The sequence below is a fragment of the Enterovibrio qingdaonensis genome (assembly GCF_028683135.1).
Taxonomy (GTDB): Bacteria; Pseudomonadota; Gammaproteobacteria; order Enterobacterales; family Vibrionaceae; genus Enterovibrio; species Enterovibrio qingdaonensis.
The window spans coordinates 175965-192598 of the sequence record NZ_JAJUBB010000010.1 but is presented as its reverse complement, the minus strand read 5'-3'; the positions used below and the strand labels follow the sequence as shown (position 1 = coordinate 192598).

Sequence of the window (16634 nt, the reverse complement as noted above, 5' to 3'; positions counted from 1 at the left end):
CTGAACATCAGTGCCTTTTTCTTAGTGTGGGCCGCCAGTTATAAGGCTTTTCCTTTCAGCAGTTTTCTTACCCACATGCGTCCAGGGTGAAGCGCATTCAGCACATCGACAGGCAGAGGTAGCGGATCGCCACAAAGTTGTGATGCCATCAGCTCGCCCAGAATCGGTGCCGATGTTAAACCACGCGATCCCAAAGCCAGTAAGCTATAAAGATTTGGGTACACGGGAACATCCTCCGCATCGTCTTGGCCATTTTTTAGATCAGCGTAAACTGTCGTCAATGCATCGTAACGACACACATCGCCGACATACGGCAAATGGTCTCGGCTTGCACAACGAATCCCTACACGCCCAGCACCGTGGTCGGTATCAATCTCTTTTGGCCAATCGGCGGGAATACAGTCAATCAGACGTTGTCTGTTTTCGACCTGATCGTCCATGCGAAAATCCAACGAAACGTCATTACGGCTGTAGGTAGCACCAATGCAATGGGTGTCATTCTTCGAATTAACAGGCGTCAAGTACCCGTCATAGCACAGCACGGTTTTGAGCGTTTTAAGTTCCGTGGTTGTATTGATATGACTGACCTGACCACGTACCGCATAGGCAGGGATAGGCGCAGTCTGTTCAAACGCAGTGAACTTATGTCCATTTGCCACCACCACCGTTGCGTGTTCGAACGAATCGCTATCTGAACGCAATTGCCACGAATCGCCCACGCGTTCGATGGCGGTGATTTCGGTATTGTAGTGACAGGTGAGTAATCCCGTTTTTTCCGCTAGCGCAATCAAACCTTGGGTTAATTGCTGTGGGCAAAGCCAGCCACCCATCGGGTAAGAAACACCACCGTGGCCGGTTTCAATGTTCGTGGTTTCAGCGGTTTGTTCAGCGGTTAAGCCTTTAATGACCTCATCAGGGAATCCTCCTGATAGCATTTTCGCAAGTTTGTCCGCACTTTTTTCATCCCAACCAAGTTGCGTGACACCGCACCAGTCATGGTCGAAGTCTATGTGTTCGGCGGCTTGCTCAACAAACTGTCGCGAGAAAATAAACGCAGGTGCGAAGAAACGCGATAACGCGTCATTACTGCCATTGAGAAGAGGATAAACCGCACCTTGACGGTTACCTGACGCGGCAAGTCCCGGCTTATCATGTTCGCAGTACAGATTAACGTGTTTCCCTCTGCGCACTAAAGACAATGCTAACGTCGCACTCGCAACACCACCGCCAACAATGGCGATATCATCTGCATTTCCAGATGGCTTGCGTTTATACCAAGGTGCTTGTTGCAAGGGTTGGTTACGCTGTGTGATGGTGCCGACGATCATATCTCGCTTGGTGCCGAAGCCCTTGGCTTTTTTCATGTCAAAGCCAGCGTCAATCAGACCGCGACGCACGAAACCCGCAGCAGTGAATGTTGCGACAGTACAATCTGTTCTTGCGAGACGCGCCATGCCGTTAAACAAATCCTGGCTCCACATCTCTGGGTTTTTACTCGGTGCAAAACCGTCAAGGAACCAACAGTCAACGATACCTTCATCTGAGGTCCACACTTGCGGCATGCTGTCCTTAATATCGCCAAACCAAAGGTCGAGAGTGATCATACCCTCAGCCAGAATGATGCGGTGACAGCCGGAAACTGCGGCAGGATAGTGTTGTCTGAATTGCGCAGCGAGATCGGCCAATTCAGGCCAAGCTGCATGGGCCTTTTCTAAATCAACGGCCGTAACAGGAAACTTCTCGAAGCTGATGAAATGAAGCTGTTTCGCCTTGGCGTCTGGATTTTCGGCACGAAAAGCGGCAAACCATTGCCACACGGCAAGGAAATTAAGACCCGTACCAAACCCGGTTTCAGCAATAACAAAGCGGTCACGCTCGAACTCGTGCCAACGGACAGGCAGTTGATTTTGCGCGAGGAATACGTATCGCGTTTCCTCTAAACCGTTAGCGTTTGAAAAATACACGTCGTCAAAGTTGTCCGATACTGGCGTACCGACATCATTCCAATGTATTTGAGCGTGTTCAATGCGAGGAGTGGTCACGGGCCTTACCTTCAAGTGTTAACGTCTGTCTATTGGCGCGGATTCTAACGTCAAATATCGTTGAGATACAGAATCGCGCACAATAGAGATACGTGATGCAAATCTCAGCGTACAAGTGTACACAGGAAAGCTGACCACTTTGCTGTTTTAAAACCGTTATTATCGTGGCGAACTCGAATTGTAGGAACAAAAGATGAAACGAGCCGTAATCACAGGTATGGGAATTGTTTCCAGCATCGGTAACAACGTTAAAGAAGTGCTGGAGTCGTTAAAGTCGGGTAAATCAGGGATTAGCTTTTCCCAGCAATTCGCAGACATGAAGCTTCGCAGTAATGTCTGGGGTGATTTGAAGCTAAATCCAGCCGATCATATCGATCGCAAAAAATTTCGTTTTATGGGCGATGCAGCAGGCTTCGCTTATTTGTCAATGGAGCAGGCAATTGCAGACGCTGGCCTGACCGAAGACCAAGTTTCAAACGATCGCACTGGCCTGGTTGCAGGTTCGGGTGGTGCATCGTCTATCAACCAAGTAGCAGCCACTGACACCTTGCGTGAGAAGGGTGTGAAGCGAGTGGGCCCTTACATGGTGCCACGTACAATGTCTTCAACCGTTTCTGCATGTCTGGCGACACCGTTCAAAATTCGTGGCGTTAACTACACCATGAGTTCTGCGTGTGCGACGTCAGCACACTGTATCGGTCACGCAGTAGAGCTTATTCAATTAGGCAAGCAAGACGTGGTATTTGCGGGTGGTGGTGAAGAGCTAGATTGGTCATTGACCATGATGTTTGATGCCATGGGCGCACTATCTACCAAATACAACGACAACCCTGAGAAAGCCTCTCGTACCTATGATGCAGACCGTGACGGTTTTGTTATCTCTGGTGGTGGCGGCATGATGGTTATCGAAGAGCTTGAGCATGCTTTGGCTCGCGGCGCGAAAATTTACGGTGAAATCGTGGGTTATGGCGCAACCTCTGACGGTTACGACATGGTTGCACCATCAGGCGAAGGCGCAATCCGTTGTATGAAGATGGCAATGCAAGATGTTGATAGCATTGATTACATCAACACGCACGGTACTTCTACGCCAGTTGGTGACGTGAAAGAGTTGGGTGCAATCCAAGAAGTGTTTGGTCACAACAGCCCAGCTATTTCAGCAACCAAAGCGATGACAGGTCACGCATTGGGTGCGGCTGGTGTTCACGAAGCCATTTATTCCACCATTATGCTGGAAAACAACTTCGTTGCGCCGAGCATCAACATTGAAAACCTAGATGCAGCTGCAGAAGGGTTGGATATCGTAACGGAAACCCGCGAGGTTGAGCTTAAGACAGTGATGTCTAACAGCTTCGGCTTTGGTGGTACCAATGCGACATTGGTGATCAAAAAATACGAGGGATAAGCGTCAGGGCAAATAGCCACGACGCGTCCCCTGAGTTTTCCGGGACGTTGGCTCTATGCCTACAACAGACGCGGGTTTAGATCGATGAGAGCCGATCTCTACCTTTCAGATCCTGGATTTTACCCGGCTTCGGCCGGGTTTTTTCGTTTTCAGCCACCCCAAAAAGCGTCACAATAGGCGTATCGTTCTACGTGCAGAGAAGACAGCGTGAATATTCTGATTGATGAAAATATGCCGTATGCCGCTGACCTGTTCAGTCGCTTAGGTACTGTGACAGCCAAGTCAGGCCGAGATTTAACCGCAGATGACCTGGTTGATGTTGATGCCTTGATGATTCGCTCCGTGACCAAAGTGAACGACGCTTTGCTCGCCAAAGCGAATCGGCTTAAGTTTGTAGGTACCGCTACGGCGGGAACAGACCATGTTGATGCTGATCTCCTTGCGAGCAAGGGCATTTACTTTACGGCGGCACCCGGCTGTAACAAAGTGGGCGTGGCTGAATACGTTATCAGTGCGCTGCTTGTGCTGGGTCAGCAACAAGGCTTTGAACTGACAGATCGTAAAGTCGGCATTGTTGGCGTTGGGCAGGTAGGGTCTTATCTTTCAAAATGTCTGTCGGCACTTAACGTTCCACATTTGCTTTGCGACCCGTTGAAAGAAGCTGAAGGGGATAGCCGTGATTTCCATCCTCTAAGTGAGTTACTCGCTGAATGTGATGTGATATCACTTCATACACCACTGACGAAAAGTGGCGAGCATCCTACGCACCACCTTATTGGCGATAAAGAGTTGGCGGTTTTAAAGCCAAATGCCATTCTTATCAACGCCGCGCGTGGCCCTGTGGTGGATAACGATGCACTGAAAGCAGCGTTACCGACGCAACAGTTAACCGCTGTGTTGGACGTGTTCGAGTTTGAGCCGGAAGTGGATCTAGAGCTGCTGCCGTTGTTGGCATTTGCCACGCCGCATGTGGCGGGTTATGGCCTTGAGGGCAAAGCGCGTGGCTCCACCATGATCTACAACGCGTACTGTGACTTTTTAAAGAACGGCGAGGCACATGTCGAAGCCGCTTCACTGCTACCCACTGCTCCTATTCCGCATGTGTCACTGAGCAAGAAGTGGGACACGGCAGACTTGATGGCACTTTGTCAGCTAATCTATGACATTCGTCGTGATGACGCAGAGTTTCGTCGCGAGATGGCTGATCTCAATAATCAACGCGCAACCTTTGACCGCTTGCGTAAGAATTATTGGGACAGACGCGAGTACAGTGCGATTACAGTAGCGGGAAAGACTGACTTTGGGGTAGAGTCGCTCGCTAAATTAGGTTTTACCGTAGAGGAACAATCATGACACAAGAATTTGATGTGGCTTACGATGTCGCTGTTTTAGGTGCAACTGGCACTGTTGGCCGCACCATTATCGAGGTGTTGGAAGAGCGTAAATTCCCAGTGCGCAATCTGCATTTACTGGCGAGTGAGCGCAGTGCCGGTGAAACCGTTCGTTTTAACGGCAAAAGTGTGCGCGTTAAAAACGTAGAAGATTTCGATTGGAGCCAAGTACAGATTGCGCTGTTCTCTGCAGGTTCAGAGGCATCAGATCGTTGGGCGCCAATTGCAGCTGATGAAGGTGTTGTGGTTATCGACAATACCTCTCGCTTCCGTTACGACTACGACGTTCCTCTTGTCGTCCCAGAAGTGAACCCAGAAGCGATTGCTGACTTCCGCAACCGCAATATCATCGCAAACCCTAACTGTTCAACCATCCAAATGCTGGTTGCGTTGAAGCCAATCTATGACGCAGCAGGTATCGAGCGTATTAACGTTGCGACTTACCAATCTGTGTCTGGTACCGGTAAAAAAGGTATCGATGAGTTGGCGGGTCAAACCGTGAAATTGCTGAACAGCCAAGAAGCGGAGCCAAGCGCGTACAAAAAGCAGATTGCATTCAACTGTCTGCCGCATATCGATGAATTCATGGACAACGGCTACACCAAAGAAGAAATGAAAATGGTGTGGGAAACCCAGAAAATTCTGGCTGACGAGAACGTGGCGGTAAACCCGACGTGTGTTCGCGTTCCTGTTTTCTATGGTCACGCAGAAGCGGTACATATCGAGTGTCAGCAACCACTTGATGCAACTGAAGCGATGGACATCTTGTCTCGAACCGAAGGTGTTGAAGTCTACTACGGTGAAGACTACCCAACACAAGTGAAAGAAGGGACAGGTAAAGATCATGTTATGGTCGGTCGTGTGCGTAACGACATCAGCCATCCAAATGGTCTGAACATGTGGATCGTGGCAGACAACGTTCGTAAGGGTGCTGCAACTAACTCTGTTCAAATCGCAGAAGTACTAATCCGCGATTATCTGTAAGAAAATCCTCCGAAAAAACCGGTACCGCGTGACGTGGTGCCGGTTCTTTGATCACAAAACACAGTTTTATCTCTTCACACTACAGTTTTCGGCTGGCCTTCCGATATAGTTAGGGAAATAACCAGTATTATCAATTTCAGTACATTTTTGGTCTAAAAATTGCTGCGATTGAGAAAAGCCTATTTCTGCCATAGGGGAATGCGGGCAGTGTCTGACCCAGATTTTGACAACACCATGACGCGACATCTCTTTTCATCATTTTCCGGCCGTCGTATCGGCAAAACGCTTGCCGCCTCTGCATTATTGCTGAGCCTTGCCGCACCTTTCGCCGCGCAATCAGCCATTCGTATTCTTGGGCCTCAAGATGAATCACCGTCTCCAAATGCCGTCGAGCCTTTGTCTCAGACGACTCAACCGCGATCGACGGAAAACCGTCGCCAAGCTGTTGGGCCAACACGAGACACCGACACCCTTTGGTCCATTGCTAGCGATTACAAACCCAGCAATGCTGTCACGGTTTATCAAACATTGGGGGCGATTTATCGCTTAAACCCAGCAGCGTTTGAAAATAACAATATTCATGGTCTTGTTCCCGGCAGCACATTGTTACTGCCAACACTGTCAGAAATTCGACGTGAGCGCACAGACGACGTCGCGCAACGTTTGCAAATCGATCAGGCAAGAAAAGATGCACAAAGGCTGGTGGACAACAGACCGCTGAGCCAACAAGTGACCGCCCCAACTGCGACGCCAGCTCCGCAACCAGTGCAACCAGCTAAGCCGGCACTATCAGTCGCCACAGCACCTGCGGCAGAAAAAGAGGCGATGCCTGAATCCGTGACAGATACGGTGAAAACCGACGCTCAAGGAGAAATGGCTGCAGAAACCGCGATGACGCCAAAACAAGAAATGGCAGAAAGCGGCACGGAAATGACGCCTCCGAAACCTGACATGACGGCGGTGCAAAATCAGATCAATGAATCGGATCTTCAAATGGGGAAACTGGTTGAGAGCAACCATATCCTCAAAATCCGATTGGCAGAAGTCCAGAACGAACTGGCAGCCCTTAAAGATCAAATGACGGGCGATGAGGAACTCACAGAAGAAATTCGAGAGTTCCTAGAGATACAACGTGCGCGTCAAGCACAGATGGAGATGAAAGAACCGACATTCTTGGAATCTCTCGTTGCGAGCCCCTTGATGCTTGCGACAGTCGCTATTATTCCAGCACTGTTGATCATTGGTGCTGCTGCGTTCTTTATCATGCGCCGCCGTAAAGATGACAACAATGTTGAGGAGCCAGAAGGTCTCGACGGAGAAATGCCAGATGATATGCCTGTCATTATGGTTCCGGAACCGGGCGACGACACGGATGAGTTGATTCTTGAAGATGATGAGCTCGAAGTAACTGAAGACACAGACGCTGATGATCTCTTTGGTGATGATAGTATTTTCGATTCCGAGCTGGATGACATCAACCTGTCTGATTCACTGGAGCTCTCAGAAGAACCTGAAGACTCTGGCTTAGATCTGGATGCAGACACCGACTTTGGCGCAGATACCGATCTCACCGCGTCACTTGATGATGACTTTGATACATCGACAGACTTCAATGTTGAACCGAGCACAGACGGTGCTATTGGCCTTGAAGACATGGAACGTGCGCTTGATGAAATGTCATCATCGCCCGAAGAGTCTGAGCTAAGCCCGGATGAAGCACTGGCCGCGATGTGGGAGCAATCTCTTGCTGGTGGTGACGACGAAGTTGATGATATTGATGCGCTGCTAAATGCTGAGCAAGGGGGAGAGGCAGACGAAAAGGAGCCACTCCCTGAGGAGCCTGTTGAAGAGACAGAGCCCGATACGAATGAAGCATTGTTTGACCGAGTGCTTGAGGATGAGCCTGAAGTTGACCTGACGCAAGACATCGACTTGTCAGATGATGACGATCTCTTGTCTGGCATGGATGGAGAAGAAAGCTCACCAGACGTTTCCGCTGACGCTGCATCAGATGACACTGCGGACATGTTAGATGAGTTGCTTGGCGAAGACATTGACCTCAATGATGATGACTTCCTAAACCTCAATGAGGAAGACGCGAATATTGGGGAAACCGACGCGCTGTTGGATGAACTGTTTGATGGCGAAGACCTTGATGAAGATGGAAATCCCGTTGAACCCGTTGCAAAAGATGACCTTGACGAGCTGTCTCTCGATACTCAGCAAGATGATGATCTTTCTGATACCGATGCGTTGCTCGATGAGTTCTTAAGCGAAGACGATGGCGATCCGCTTGATGAGTCAGCGTTGCTAGATGAAGCAATTGATGACGATGATTTGCTGGAAGATGTCCTCGGGCAACCAGAAGATGACAGTGAAGTTGACCTAGGTGAAACGGATGCGTTGTTGGATGATTTGCTTGGCGACGATGATGAAGATGACGAAGCCGCTCTTCTCAATGATGTCGACGACGAAGATCTTCTCGGTGACGACTTGTTGTCACTCGATGATGACCAACTAACGGAAGAATTGCCACAAAGCGATGATGCTGACTTCGACGACTTACTAGACGAAAAAGCGCAGCAATCGGAATTGGATGAGCTTGAGGGACTGCTAGACGAAGCGGCTGACAATGAAGCTGAGCAAGACTTAGACCTAGGTTTAAACTCAGACGTGTTGTCAGATGACGTTGACGTTCTCAGTGACGACAGCACCGTTCAGGATATGGCTGAATTAGAGTCACTGATTGACGACCAGCCGCTTGACGAGGAAGAGATACCAGACGCTTCTGATGACGATATGGCGTTGCTGGATGAAGCACTCGAAAGTGATGAAGAATCTGCTCTTGATACCAATCTGCATGACGACCCTGATGCCGTATCTGAGCAAGCAGTTGATCCAGAAGAAGACATTGTCGCGGATGAAACCATCCCAGAAGAGGAAATCGATGCCTCCAATGAAGAGATGGAGCTGCTTGATAGTCTTCTTGACGAGGAAGCAGAGGAGTCGGTCGCGTCAGAAAGCGAGCAGGGCCCAGAGCTCGACACAGAAGAGCCAGAATTTGAGGTGGCAGACGACCCTGAGTCGTCTGCGCAAGATGCTGAGCCTGAACTTGCTGAAGAATTGTCAGCGTTTGTTGATGATGAACCGAATGATGAAGAGACAAACCCCGTTGCAGCCGATAGCGCAGATGCTGGGTTTGAGACTGATACTTTAGAAGCAGAAGCTCTTTCTCCTGAAGATGATGAACTGTTGCTGGATGAATCGTCAGAAACAGACGAACTTGAGCCACCTGTTTTTGATGAGTCTGCGCTAGAAGCATCAGACGATCTCGGCGCAGATGCCGAGACTGTTACGGAAGCTGACGCCGAAGAAGATATTCATGACGAGGTTGAGGAAGAGGACAATTTCGACCTATCGTCGCTCCCTGAGTACGACGAAGAAGCGGCGTTGGCAGATATCGATCTTGAACCTGCGCCTATCGAAGAGTCGGATGACTACGAAGATGATGATGAGCCAATCGACTTCAACAATCTTCCAGAGTACACAGAGGAAGATGCTGCGGCTGAATTCGATGTTCAACCTGAGAGTCCGTTAGAGACAGAGAATACGCAAGCTGACACAGCTTCTGAAGAAACGGCAACTGAAGAATCGGCAACTGAAGAGTTTGCAGTAGCAGATGAACCTACTGATTTAGAAGACTTTGCAGAGGAGGACGTTGCAGCGGAAGACGTCGTCAATGCCCTTGACGAAGAGCCTGAGCAGGATACGCCTGAGCAGGATACGCCTGAGGATGTGTTCACAGCGACCGAGCCGAACACGTTAGCATTCCCAAAAGTGGACGAAATCAGCCTAGATGATCTTGGCGAGTTCGATGAGGCCCACGCGCTTGACGCCGCGATGGAAGAGCAGCGCGAACTCGAAGAAGGCATACCTGAAAGTGAGCGTTCGCGATTTACGCAGGAGTCACCGCCACATTCAGCAGGCTATCGCGCAGCGGAATTAGATGACATCGCCGAGTTGGAAGATGACGCGCATCAGGTTGCGGGTCTCAACATGGATGCGTTGCTGTCAGAAGACTATGACGACGATCAGTTCGGCTTGGGCGATTTCGAAACTGAAGAGTTGGACATTCCAGAAGACGAGAGCGGAATTTGGAATGCTGAAGCAGAGCCAGAACCCGAACTTGAAAGCGAAGATTGGTCTGAACAGCCTGAAGTGCTTGGCGATGATGTGAAATCCATGGAGCTTGAAGCGGATCTTGAAGGACTACTTGAAGACGCAGAAAGCGAGCTAGTTGAAGAGTCTACATCGGATAGAAACTACATCAGCATTGAAGAGTTAATGAAAGACGACGGGACGCTGCAAGAAGACCCAGACTCGTTGAAAATGGACTTGGATGTTGGCCTGGAAGACTTCCCTGACGTATTAAGCGATATTCAGCATGCAGATGTCGACAGCAGTGGCCAAACGGCAATGCAGATGGACTTGGCAAAAGCCTACCTGGAAATGAATGATGTCGATGGCGCGTTGCAACTGCTAGAGAAAGTCATGCAAGGCGATGACGTGAAACTAAAAGATGAAGCGCGAAAACTGATAGAAAATCTAAATTAGTATGCAGCATAGAAAATGGCGGGTTTATCCCGCCATTTTTTTGACCGTTAATCGGCCGTAGAAAAGAGAGGTGGTGTGGAAACCTGCACCTTCGCGTCGTTTGCGTATATAATGCGCCGCTTTATACAATCGCGTAAGTACAAAACAGAGACGAGAAAATGAGAATTGCCCTGGGTGTTGAATATGATGGCTCGAAGTATTACGGCTGGCAAAGACAGCGCGAAGTGCCCAGTGTGCAGGAACATCTCGAGAAAGCCCTGTCAAAAATTGCGAATCAGCCAATAGAAGTGCAGTGTGCAGGCCGCACCGATGCGGGTGTTCACGGGACGGGGCAGGTAGTTCACTTTGATGTGGAAGGTTCGCGTCCATTGCGCGCATGGACCATGGGTGTAAATACACACTTACCTGACAACATTGCGGTGCGTTGGGCAAAAGAAGTGCCTGACGAGTTCCACGCACGTTTCTCTGCAACAGCCCGTCGCTACCGCTACGTGATTTACAATAACAACCTGCGTCCGGGTATCTTGCGTCACGGCGTGAGTCATTACCATTGTGACCTTGATGAAACCCTGATGCATGAAGCAGGACAGTACCTACTGGGCGAAAATGACTTTACCTCATTCCGCGCAGCGCAGTGCCAGTCAAACACACCTTGGCGAAATATCCATCACTTAAATGTGACTCGACAAGGGCGTTTTGTGATCATTGATATTAAAGCCAATGCGTTTGTGCATCACATGGTAAGAAATATCACGGGAAGCTTAATTGCCGTTGGCAGTAAAGAGCAAAAACCTGAGTGGGTGAAGTGGTTGCTTGATGTAAAAGACCGCAATCTGGCGGCAGCGACTGCCAAAGCAGAAGGTTTGTACTTGGTGGAAGTCGATTATCCGGCTGAGTTTGATTTGCCTTCATCACCGGTTGGACCGCTGTTCCTTCCGGATGAGCAACTCTAAGATAGTTAGAGCGGTTTGAAGGCATAACTTGTGAAGTAAATGCGGCAGACAATAGGTAGTACCAGTTTTTTGTCCAAAGTCTTGACCAGTTGTGTTTTAATCCTCGGTTGAATTCGTAGATATTTAGGCCACTTGCCTTTGCAAAGTTACCGAAGTATTCGGTGCAGCACGAAAAAATGGCAAGTGCTCCAATAGAAAAGGTCGTTCATGAGCTGGCTTGAAAAAATTCTGACAAAAAGCAACATCGGTTCTTCACGTAAAGCCTCCATTCCTGAAGGTGTGTGGACGAAGTGTTCGTCCTGTGAACAGGTGCTTTACCACGCTGAAGTTGAGCGTAACCTGCATGTGTGTCCTAAGTGTGACCATCATATGCGCATGAGCGCGCGCAAGCGTCTTGAAACCTTCCTGGATGAAGGTGATCGCGTTGAACTGGCTGGAGAGCTTGAGCCAAAAGATTTGCTCAAATTCCGCGATTCTAAAAAATACAAAGACCGTCTGTCTTCTGCTCAGAAAGCAAGTGGTGAGAAAGACGCGCTAGTTGTTATGAAAGGCGAGCTGTTAGGCATGCCAGTGATTGCGTGTGCGTTTGAGTTCTCCTTCATGGGTGGCTCAATGGGTGCTGTTGTAGGCGCGCGTTTCGTGAAAGCTGTTGAAGCGGCAATGGAAAACAACTGTGGATTGGTTTGTTTCTCAGCCAGTGGCGGCGCACGTATGCAAGAGGCATTGATGTCTCTGATGCAAATGGCAAAAACCAGTGCGGCGCTTGAGCGTTTGTCTGAAAAAGGTTTACCGTTCATTTCTGTAATGACAGATCCAACATTTGGTGGTGTAACAGCGAGCTTCGCAATGCTGGGTGACATCAATGTGGGTGAGCCAAAAGCCCTGATCGGTTTTGCTGGCCAACGTGTTATCGAGCAAACCGTGCGTGAGAAGCTGCCAGAAGGTTTCCAACGCAGTGAGTTTTTGCTTGAGCATGGTGCCATCGATATGATTGTAGACCGCCGCGAAATGCGTCAGCGTTTGGGTGGATTGCTGGCGAAGATGACCAATCACGAGTCACCGCTGGTGGTATCGGTTGATAAACCACTTGAAGGCGAAGTCATTGAAGCTGAGCCTGTAGATGGCAACGAGTAATTGATTCCATCTCGTCACAGTAAAAGAGCGCCTTATGGCGCTCTTTGTCTTTTAGCTGATATGATTAAAGCATTACTCGCTACAGTAGACGACTGATGTCAGAACAAATTCTACCTACAGCTCAATCGCCTTTATCCGAATGGTTGAGCTACCTTGAAATTCTTCACACAAGTGCCATTGATCTCGGTTTAGATCGTATTTCTCATGTTGCTCAAAAAGGTCGGTTAACCAAACCTGCACCGAAAGTGATCACCGTTGCTGGCACCAACGGGAAGGGCTCCACTTGCGCCATGATTGAAGCCATATTGCAAAAAGCAGGCTACAAGACGGGTGTGTATAGCTCTCCGCATCTTATTCGCTACAACGAGCGCGTCAGAGTCAACGGCAAAGAGTTGGACGATGAACGTCATTCAGAAGCGTTTGCTGCTATTGAAGCGTTACGTGGCGACACCAGCCTCAGTCTCTTTGAGTTCGGGACGTTAGCGGCACTTTGGTTGTTTATCGACAATCAGGTCGACGTTGCGATTTTGGAAGTGGGCTTAGGTGGGCGTTTAGATGCCACCAATATTGCGGAACATGATGTTTCAGTGATTACCAGCCTGGCTGTTGACCATGTTGATTGGCTGGGTGATGACATTGAAGTGATTGGGTTCGAAAAAGCGGGTATTTTCCGCTCGGGCAAACCTGCGGTATGTGGCCAGCCTGAGCCGCCAGCAAGTGTTGCTGCACACGCAGACGAAATTGGTGCTGACCTTCACCAAGTCGGGTATCAGTTTAATTACCAGCAAGATGGGGACGTCTGGCATTGGCAATGTGGAGCCTTTGACTTAAGGGATCTGCCAGTACCTAGCCTTCCACTGCCTAATGCAGCGACGGCATTGATGGCATTGGGGCTGTCTGAACTCGACGTTACCGACGAGAACATTGTTGACGGGTTAGCGACGGTTAAACTCGCAGGTCGTATGGAAACCTTGTCGGACGCGCCGCATATCTTGCTTGATGTTGCGCATAACCCACATTCTGCCGCGTATTTAGCAGCGCAGATCGCGCGTATTAAAGCGAACACCGACGCCAAGGTTCATGCCGTCGTAGCCATGCTCCATGACAAAGATATCACCGCCACGCTTGAAGAAATGAAAGGCGTAGTGGACTATTGGTATCCGGCCTCGTTAAAGGGCCCTCGTGCGGCGGACTGGCAGACCTTGGCAAAGTCACTCCCTGAAGGGTTACAAGGCTACACGACGCCAAGTGACGCATATGAGACCGCAAAAGCAGCGGTAGCATGGGAAGGCGATATGATCATCGTGTTTGGTTCATTTTATACAGTAGGCGAAATCGCCGACCATTTCTCTCAGTCGGAGTAATTGTGGCCACTCAATTTCAAAACCGCCTAGTTGGGACGCTAATTTTGGTCTCGTTGGGCATCATTTTTATACCCGATGTGTTTGACGGCAAAAAAGCACACTATCAGGAGAACTTTGAAGCGATCCCGCTTCATGAAGAGTTTGATGAAAGTGTCTTAAATGAACCTGTTGAAAAGCCTGAAACGTCAGAGTCATTCATGCCACAAGACCCTGTCATGGTCACCGTGACGAATGATGATGCAGAGGTTTCGGAACCTATTGAGGCTGACACTCAGGCTCCAAAGGAAGGATATCAAGATTCCGCATGGGTCATTCGTTTAGGTACATTCCGTAACTTAGACAATGCAAAGAACCTCGTAGCGACGCTACGCAGTAAAGGTTATCCCGCTCAACTTTTACCCCGAGATGTAAAAGAGGGTGAACTTGCCCGCGTTGAAGTTGGTCCGGACGTGTCCAAAGATAAGCTTGCGTCGATGACTGCAGATTTAGAGTCTTTGACCGGATTAAAAGGCCAACTGCTTAGATTTAACCCATTAAACCCATAAGAAAACGTTTGCGTCGTCATTTTTTCTGTTAAAATGCGCGCGAATCGCTCAGATGAATAAAAGATGAATTGGATAGATTACGTCATTATTGGAGTGATCAGCTTCTCTGCTGTGATTAGCTTGGTCCGTGGATTTGTGAAAGAAGCACTGTCGCTGGTGATATGGTTTGGTGCGTTTTTCGTTGCCAGCAATTTTTACCCGCAGTTAGCGGCTTACTTCACCAATATTCAGGACGAAATGATTCGAAACGGTGCGGCGATAGCCGTGCTATTTATAGCGACTTTGATCGTTGGTGCTGTGGTGAACTACGTCATCGGACAATTGGTTCAAAAGACCGGATTATCGGGTACGGACCGCGTACTGGGTATCGTATTCGGAGGAATTCGTGGGGTGCTGATTGTTGCCGCCGTATTGTTCTTTCTGGATGCGTTTACTGGTTTTGCCAGCAGCACCGAGTGGAAACAATCACAATTAATCCCTAGATTTGGGGTAGTGATTGAATGGTTTTTCTCGTATTTGGAGCAGAGCTCCAGCTTCTTACCCAAGGTGATATAACGACGGTCAGGTGCTGTCGACGCAGCACCTGAAACCGGCTCGCTGTCCCTCGGGAACACTCTGGCTTTACAAGGAACAGCATACATGTGTGGGATTGTTGGGATTGTGGGTGAAACCCCGGTTAATCAGTCGATTTACGATGCGTTGACAGTGCTTCAGCATCGAGGACAAGATGCCGCGGGAATCGTGACTATTGATAACAACCGCTTTCGCTTGAGAAAAGCAAACGGGTTGGTAAAAGATGTTTTCCAACTAAAGCACATGCAACGTCTGCAAGGAACCGTTGGTGTAGGCCATGTTCGCTATCCAACGGCAGGAAGCTCCAGTGCCTCTGAAGCGCAGCCTTTTTACGTTAACTCACCTTATGGCATCACATTGGCGCATAACGGCAACCTGACCAATGCTAACCAACTGCGTGACTCTTTATTTGCACACGACCGCCGTCACCTAAACACCACGTCTGATTCTGAAATCCTGCTGAACGTTTTGGCTCACCAGATTGATAAAGCGACTTCACATCCGCTGCATCAAGACGACGTGTTCAATGCGGTTCGTGAAGTGCATAGCCAAGTGTCAGGTGCTTATGCGGTAGTCGCGATGATCATCGGGCATGGTCTTATTGCATTCCGCGACCCAGATGGTATTCGTCCATTGTGCTTAGGAAAGCGCACCGTCAATGGACGTACGGAATATATGGTCGCCTCAGAATCCGTCGCACTTGACGCTGTTGGTTTTGACTTTATGCGCGATGTTGCGCCGGGTGAGGCCGTATATATTACGTTTGAAGGTGAATTGTTTACGCGTCAGTGTTCAGACTCCCCATCTTTGTCACCATGTATTTTCGAATTTGTTTATTTTGCGCGTCCAGATTCATTTATCGATAAGATTTCTGTCTATGCTGCGCGAATCAACATGGGCAAGATGTTGGGCGCGAAAATCAAACGTGAATGGGAAGACTTAGATATCGATGTGGTAATCCCAATCCCAGAGACATCTTGTGATATTGCACTTGAGATTGCTCAGGTACTAGAAAAGCCGTATCGACAAGGATTTGTAAAAAACCGTTATGTTGGCCGAACCTTCATCATGCCAGGTCAACAGCAACGTCGTAAGTCAGTACGCCGCAAATTGAACGCCATCCGTTCGGAGTTCAAAGGTAAATCTGTTCTTCTTGTGGACGATTCCATTGTACGCGGAACCACGTCTGAGCAAATCATTGAGATGGCACGCGAAGCGGGTGCAAAACGCGTTTACATGGCATCAGCAGCACCAGAGATTCGTTTCCCGAACGTCTATGGGATTGATATGCCAAGTGCCAATGAACTGATTGCTCACGGACGTGAAGTGGATGAAATCAACAACATCATTGGTGCTGATGGCTTGATATTCCAAGACCTTGCTGATCTAGAAGAAGCAGTGAGAGAAGGCAATCCAGATATTCAACAATTTGAAAGCTCGGTGTTCAGTGGACAATATGTGACCACCGATATCGATCAAGCCTACCTCGACTATATTGCCAGCTTACGGAATGATGAAACGAAAGCCGTGAGAGAGCAGCAACAAGAGTTGGCGAACCTCGAAATCTACAACGAAGAAAACTAAAAGAGCTCTCAAAAAATAGAACTAAAAAGCGCGGCAATAGCCGCG

11 protein-coding genes are annotated in these 16634 nt (G+C 49.0%); 10 read left to right on the top strand and 1 reads right to left on the bottom strand.

What is annotated here, in order from left to right; translation table 11 throughout:
• Window positions 1–38 precede the first annotated feature (38 nt).
• Complete coding sequence (mnmC, locus tag LRP49_RS15145; protein ID WP_274143143.1) at window positions 39–2042, bottom strand: bifunctional tRNA (5-methylaminomethyl-2-thiouridine)(34)-methyltransferase MnmC2/FAD-dependent 5-carboxymethylaminomethyl-2-thiouridine(34) oxidoreductase MnmC1; 2004 nt, start codon at window positions 2040–2042, stop codon at window positions 39–41.
• A gap of 193 nt (window positions 2043–2235) precedes the next feature.
• Between mnmC and fabB the strand changes: the two genes are divergently transcribed.
• The 10 genes from fabB to purF all read left to right on the top strand — a co-directional run bounded on the left by fabB (window position 2236) and on the right by purF (window position 16589).
• Window positions 2236–3447: a beta-ketoacyl-ACP synthase I gene (gene fabB / locus LRP49_RS15140; RefSeq protein ID WP_274143142.1), complete on the top strand. Its 1212-nt coding sequence runs from the start codon at window positions 2236–2238 to the stop codon at window positions 3445–3447.
• Between the two features lie 207 nt (window positions 3448–3654).
• Entirely contained in the window at window positions 3655–4800 is a 1146-nt protein-coding gene (locus LRP49_RS15135) for a 4-phosphoerythronate dehydrogenase (protein ID WP_274143141.1), read from the top strand.
• Entirely contained in the window at window positions 4797–5822 is a 1026-nt protein-coding gene (locus LRP49_RS15130; RefSeq protein ID WP_274143140.1) for an aspartate-semialdehyde dehydrogenase, read from the top strand. The genes LRP49_RS15135 and LRP49_RS15130 overlap by 4 nt, the downstream gene beginning before the upstream one ends.
• A gap of 198 nt (window positions 5823–6020) precedes the next feature.
• Complete coding sequence (locus tag LRP49_RS15125) at window positions 6021–10436, top strand: FimV/HubP family polar landmark protein (RefSeq protein ID WP_274143139.1); 4416 nt, start codon at window positions 6021–6023, stop codon at window positions 10434–10436.
• 158 nt (window positions 10437–10594) lie between these two features.
• The gene (truA, locus tag LRP49_RS15120) at window positions 10595–11389 is read left to right on the top strand and encodes a tRNA pseudouridine(38-40) synthase TruA (protein WP_274143138.1); all 795 of its coding nucleotides are present in this window, start codon (window positions 10595–10597) and stop codon (window positions 11387–11389) included.
• Between the two features lie 207 nt (window positions 11390–11596).
• A complete protein-coding gene (gene accD / locus LRP49_RS15115) occupies window positions 11597–12523 on the top strand; it encodes an acetyl-CoA carboxylase, carboxyltransferase subunit beta (RefSeq protein ID WP_274143137.1) in 927 nt (308 codons plus the stop codon).
• 95 nt (window positions 12524–12618) lie between these two features.
• A complete protein-coding gene (gene folC / locus LRP49_RS15110; RefSeq protein WP_274143136.1) occupies window positions 12619–13887 on the top strand; it encodes a bifunctional tetrahydrofolate synthase/dihydrofolate synthase in 1269 nt (422 codons plus the stop codon).
• Between the two features lie 2 nt (window positions 13888–13889).
• Window positions 13890–14432 (top strand): SPOR domain-containing protein, encoded by a 543-nt coding sequence (locus LRP49_RS15105; protein ID WP_274143135.1) that lies wholly within the window; start codon window positions 13890–13892, stop codon window positions 14430–14432.
• A gap of 63 nt (window positions 14433–14495) precedes the next feature.
• Window positions 14496–14987, top strand: coding sequence for a colicin V production protein (gene cvpA, locus LRP49_RS15100; RefSeq protein ID WP_274143134.1), 492 nt, complete (start codon window positions 14496–14498; stop codon window positions 14985–14987).
• Between the two features lie 84 nt (window positions 14988–15071).
• Window positions 15072–16589: an amidophosphoribosyltransferase gene (gene purF, locus LRP49_RS15095; RefSeq protein ID WP_274143133.1), complete on the top strand. Its 1518-nt coding sequence runs from the start codon at window positions 15072–15074 to the stop codon at window positions 16587–16589.
• Window positions 16590–16634 lie beyond the last annotated feature (45 nt).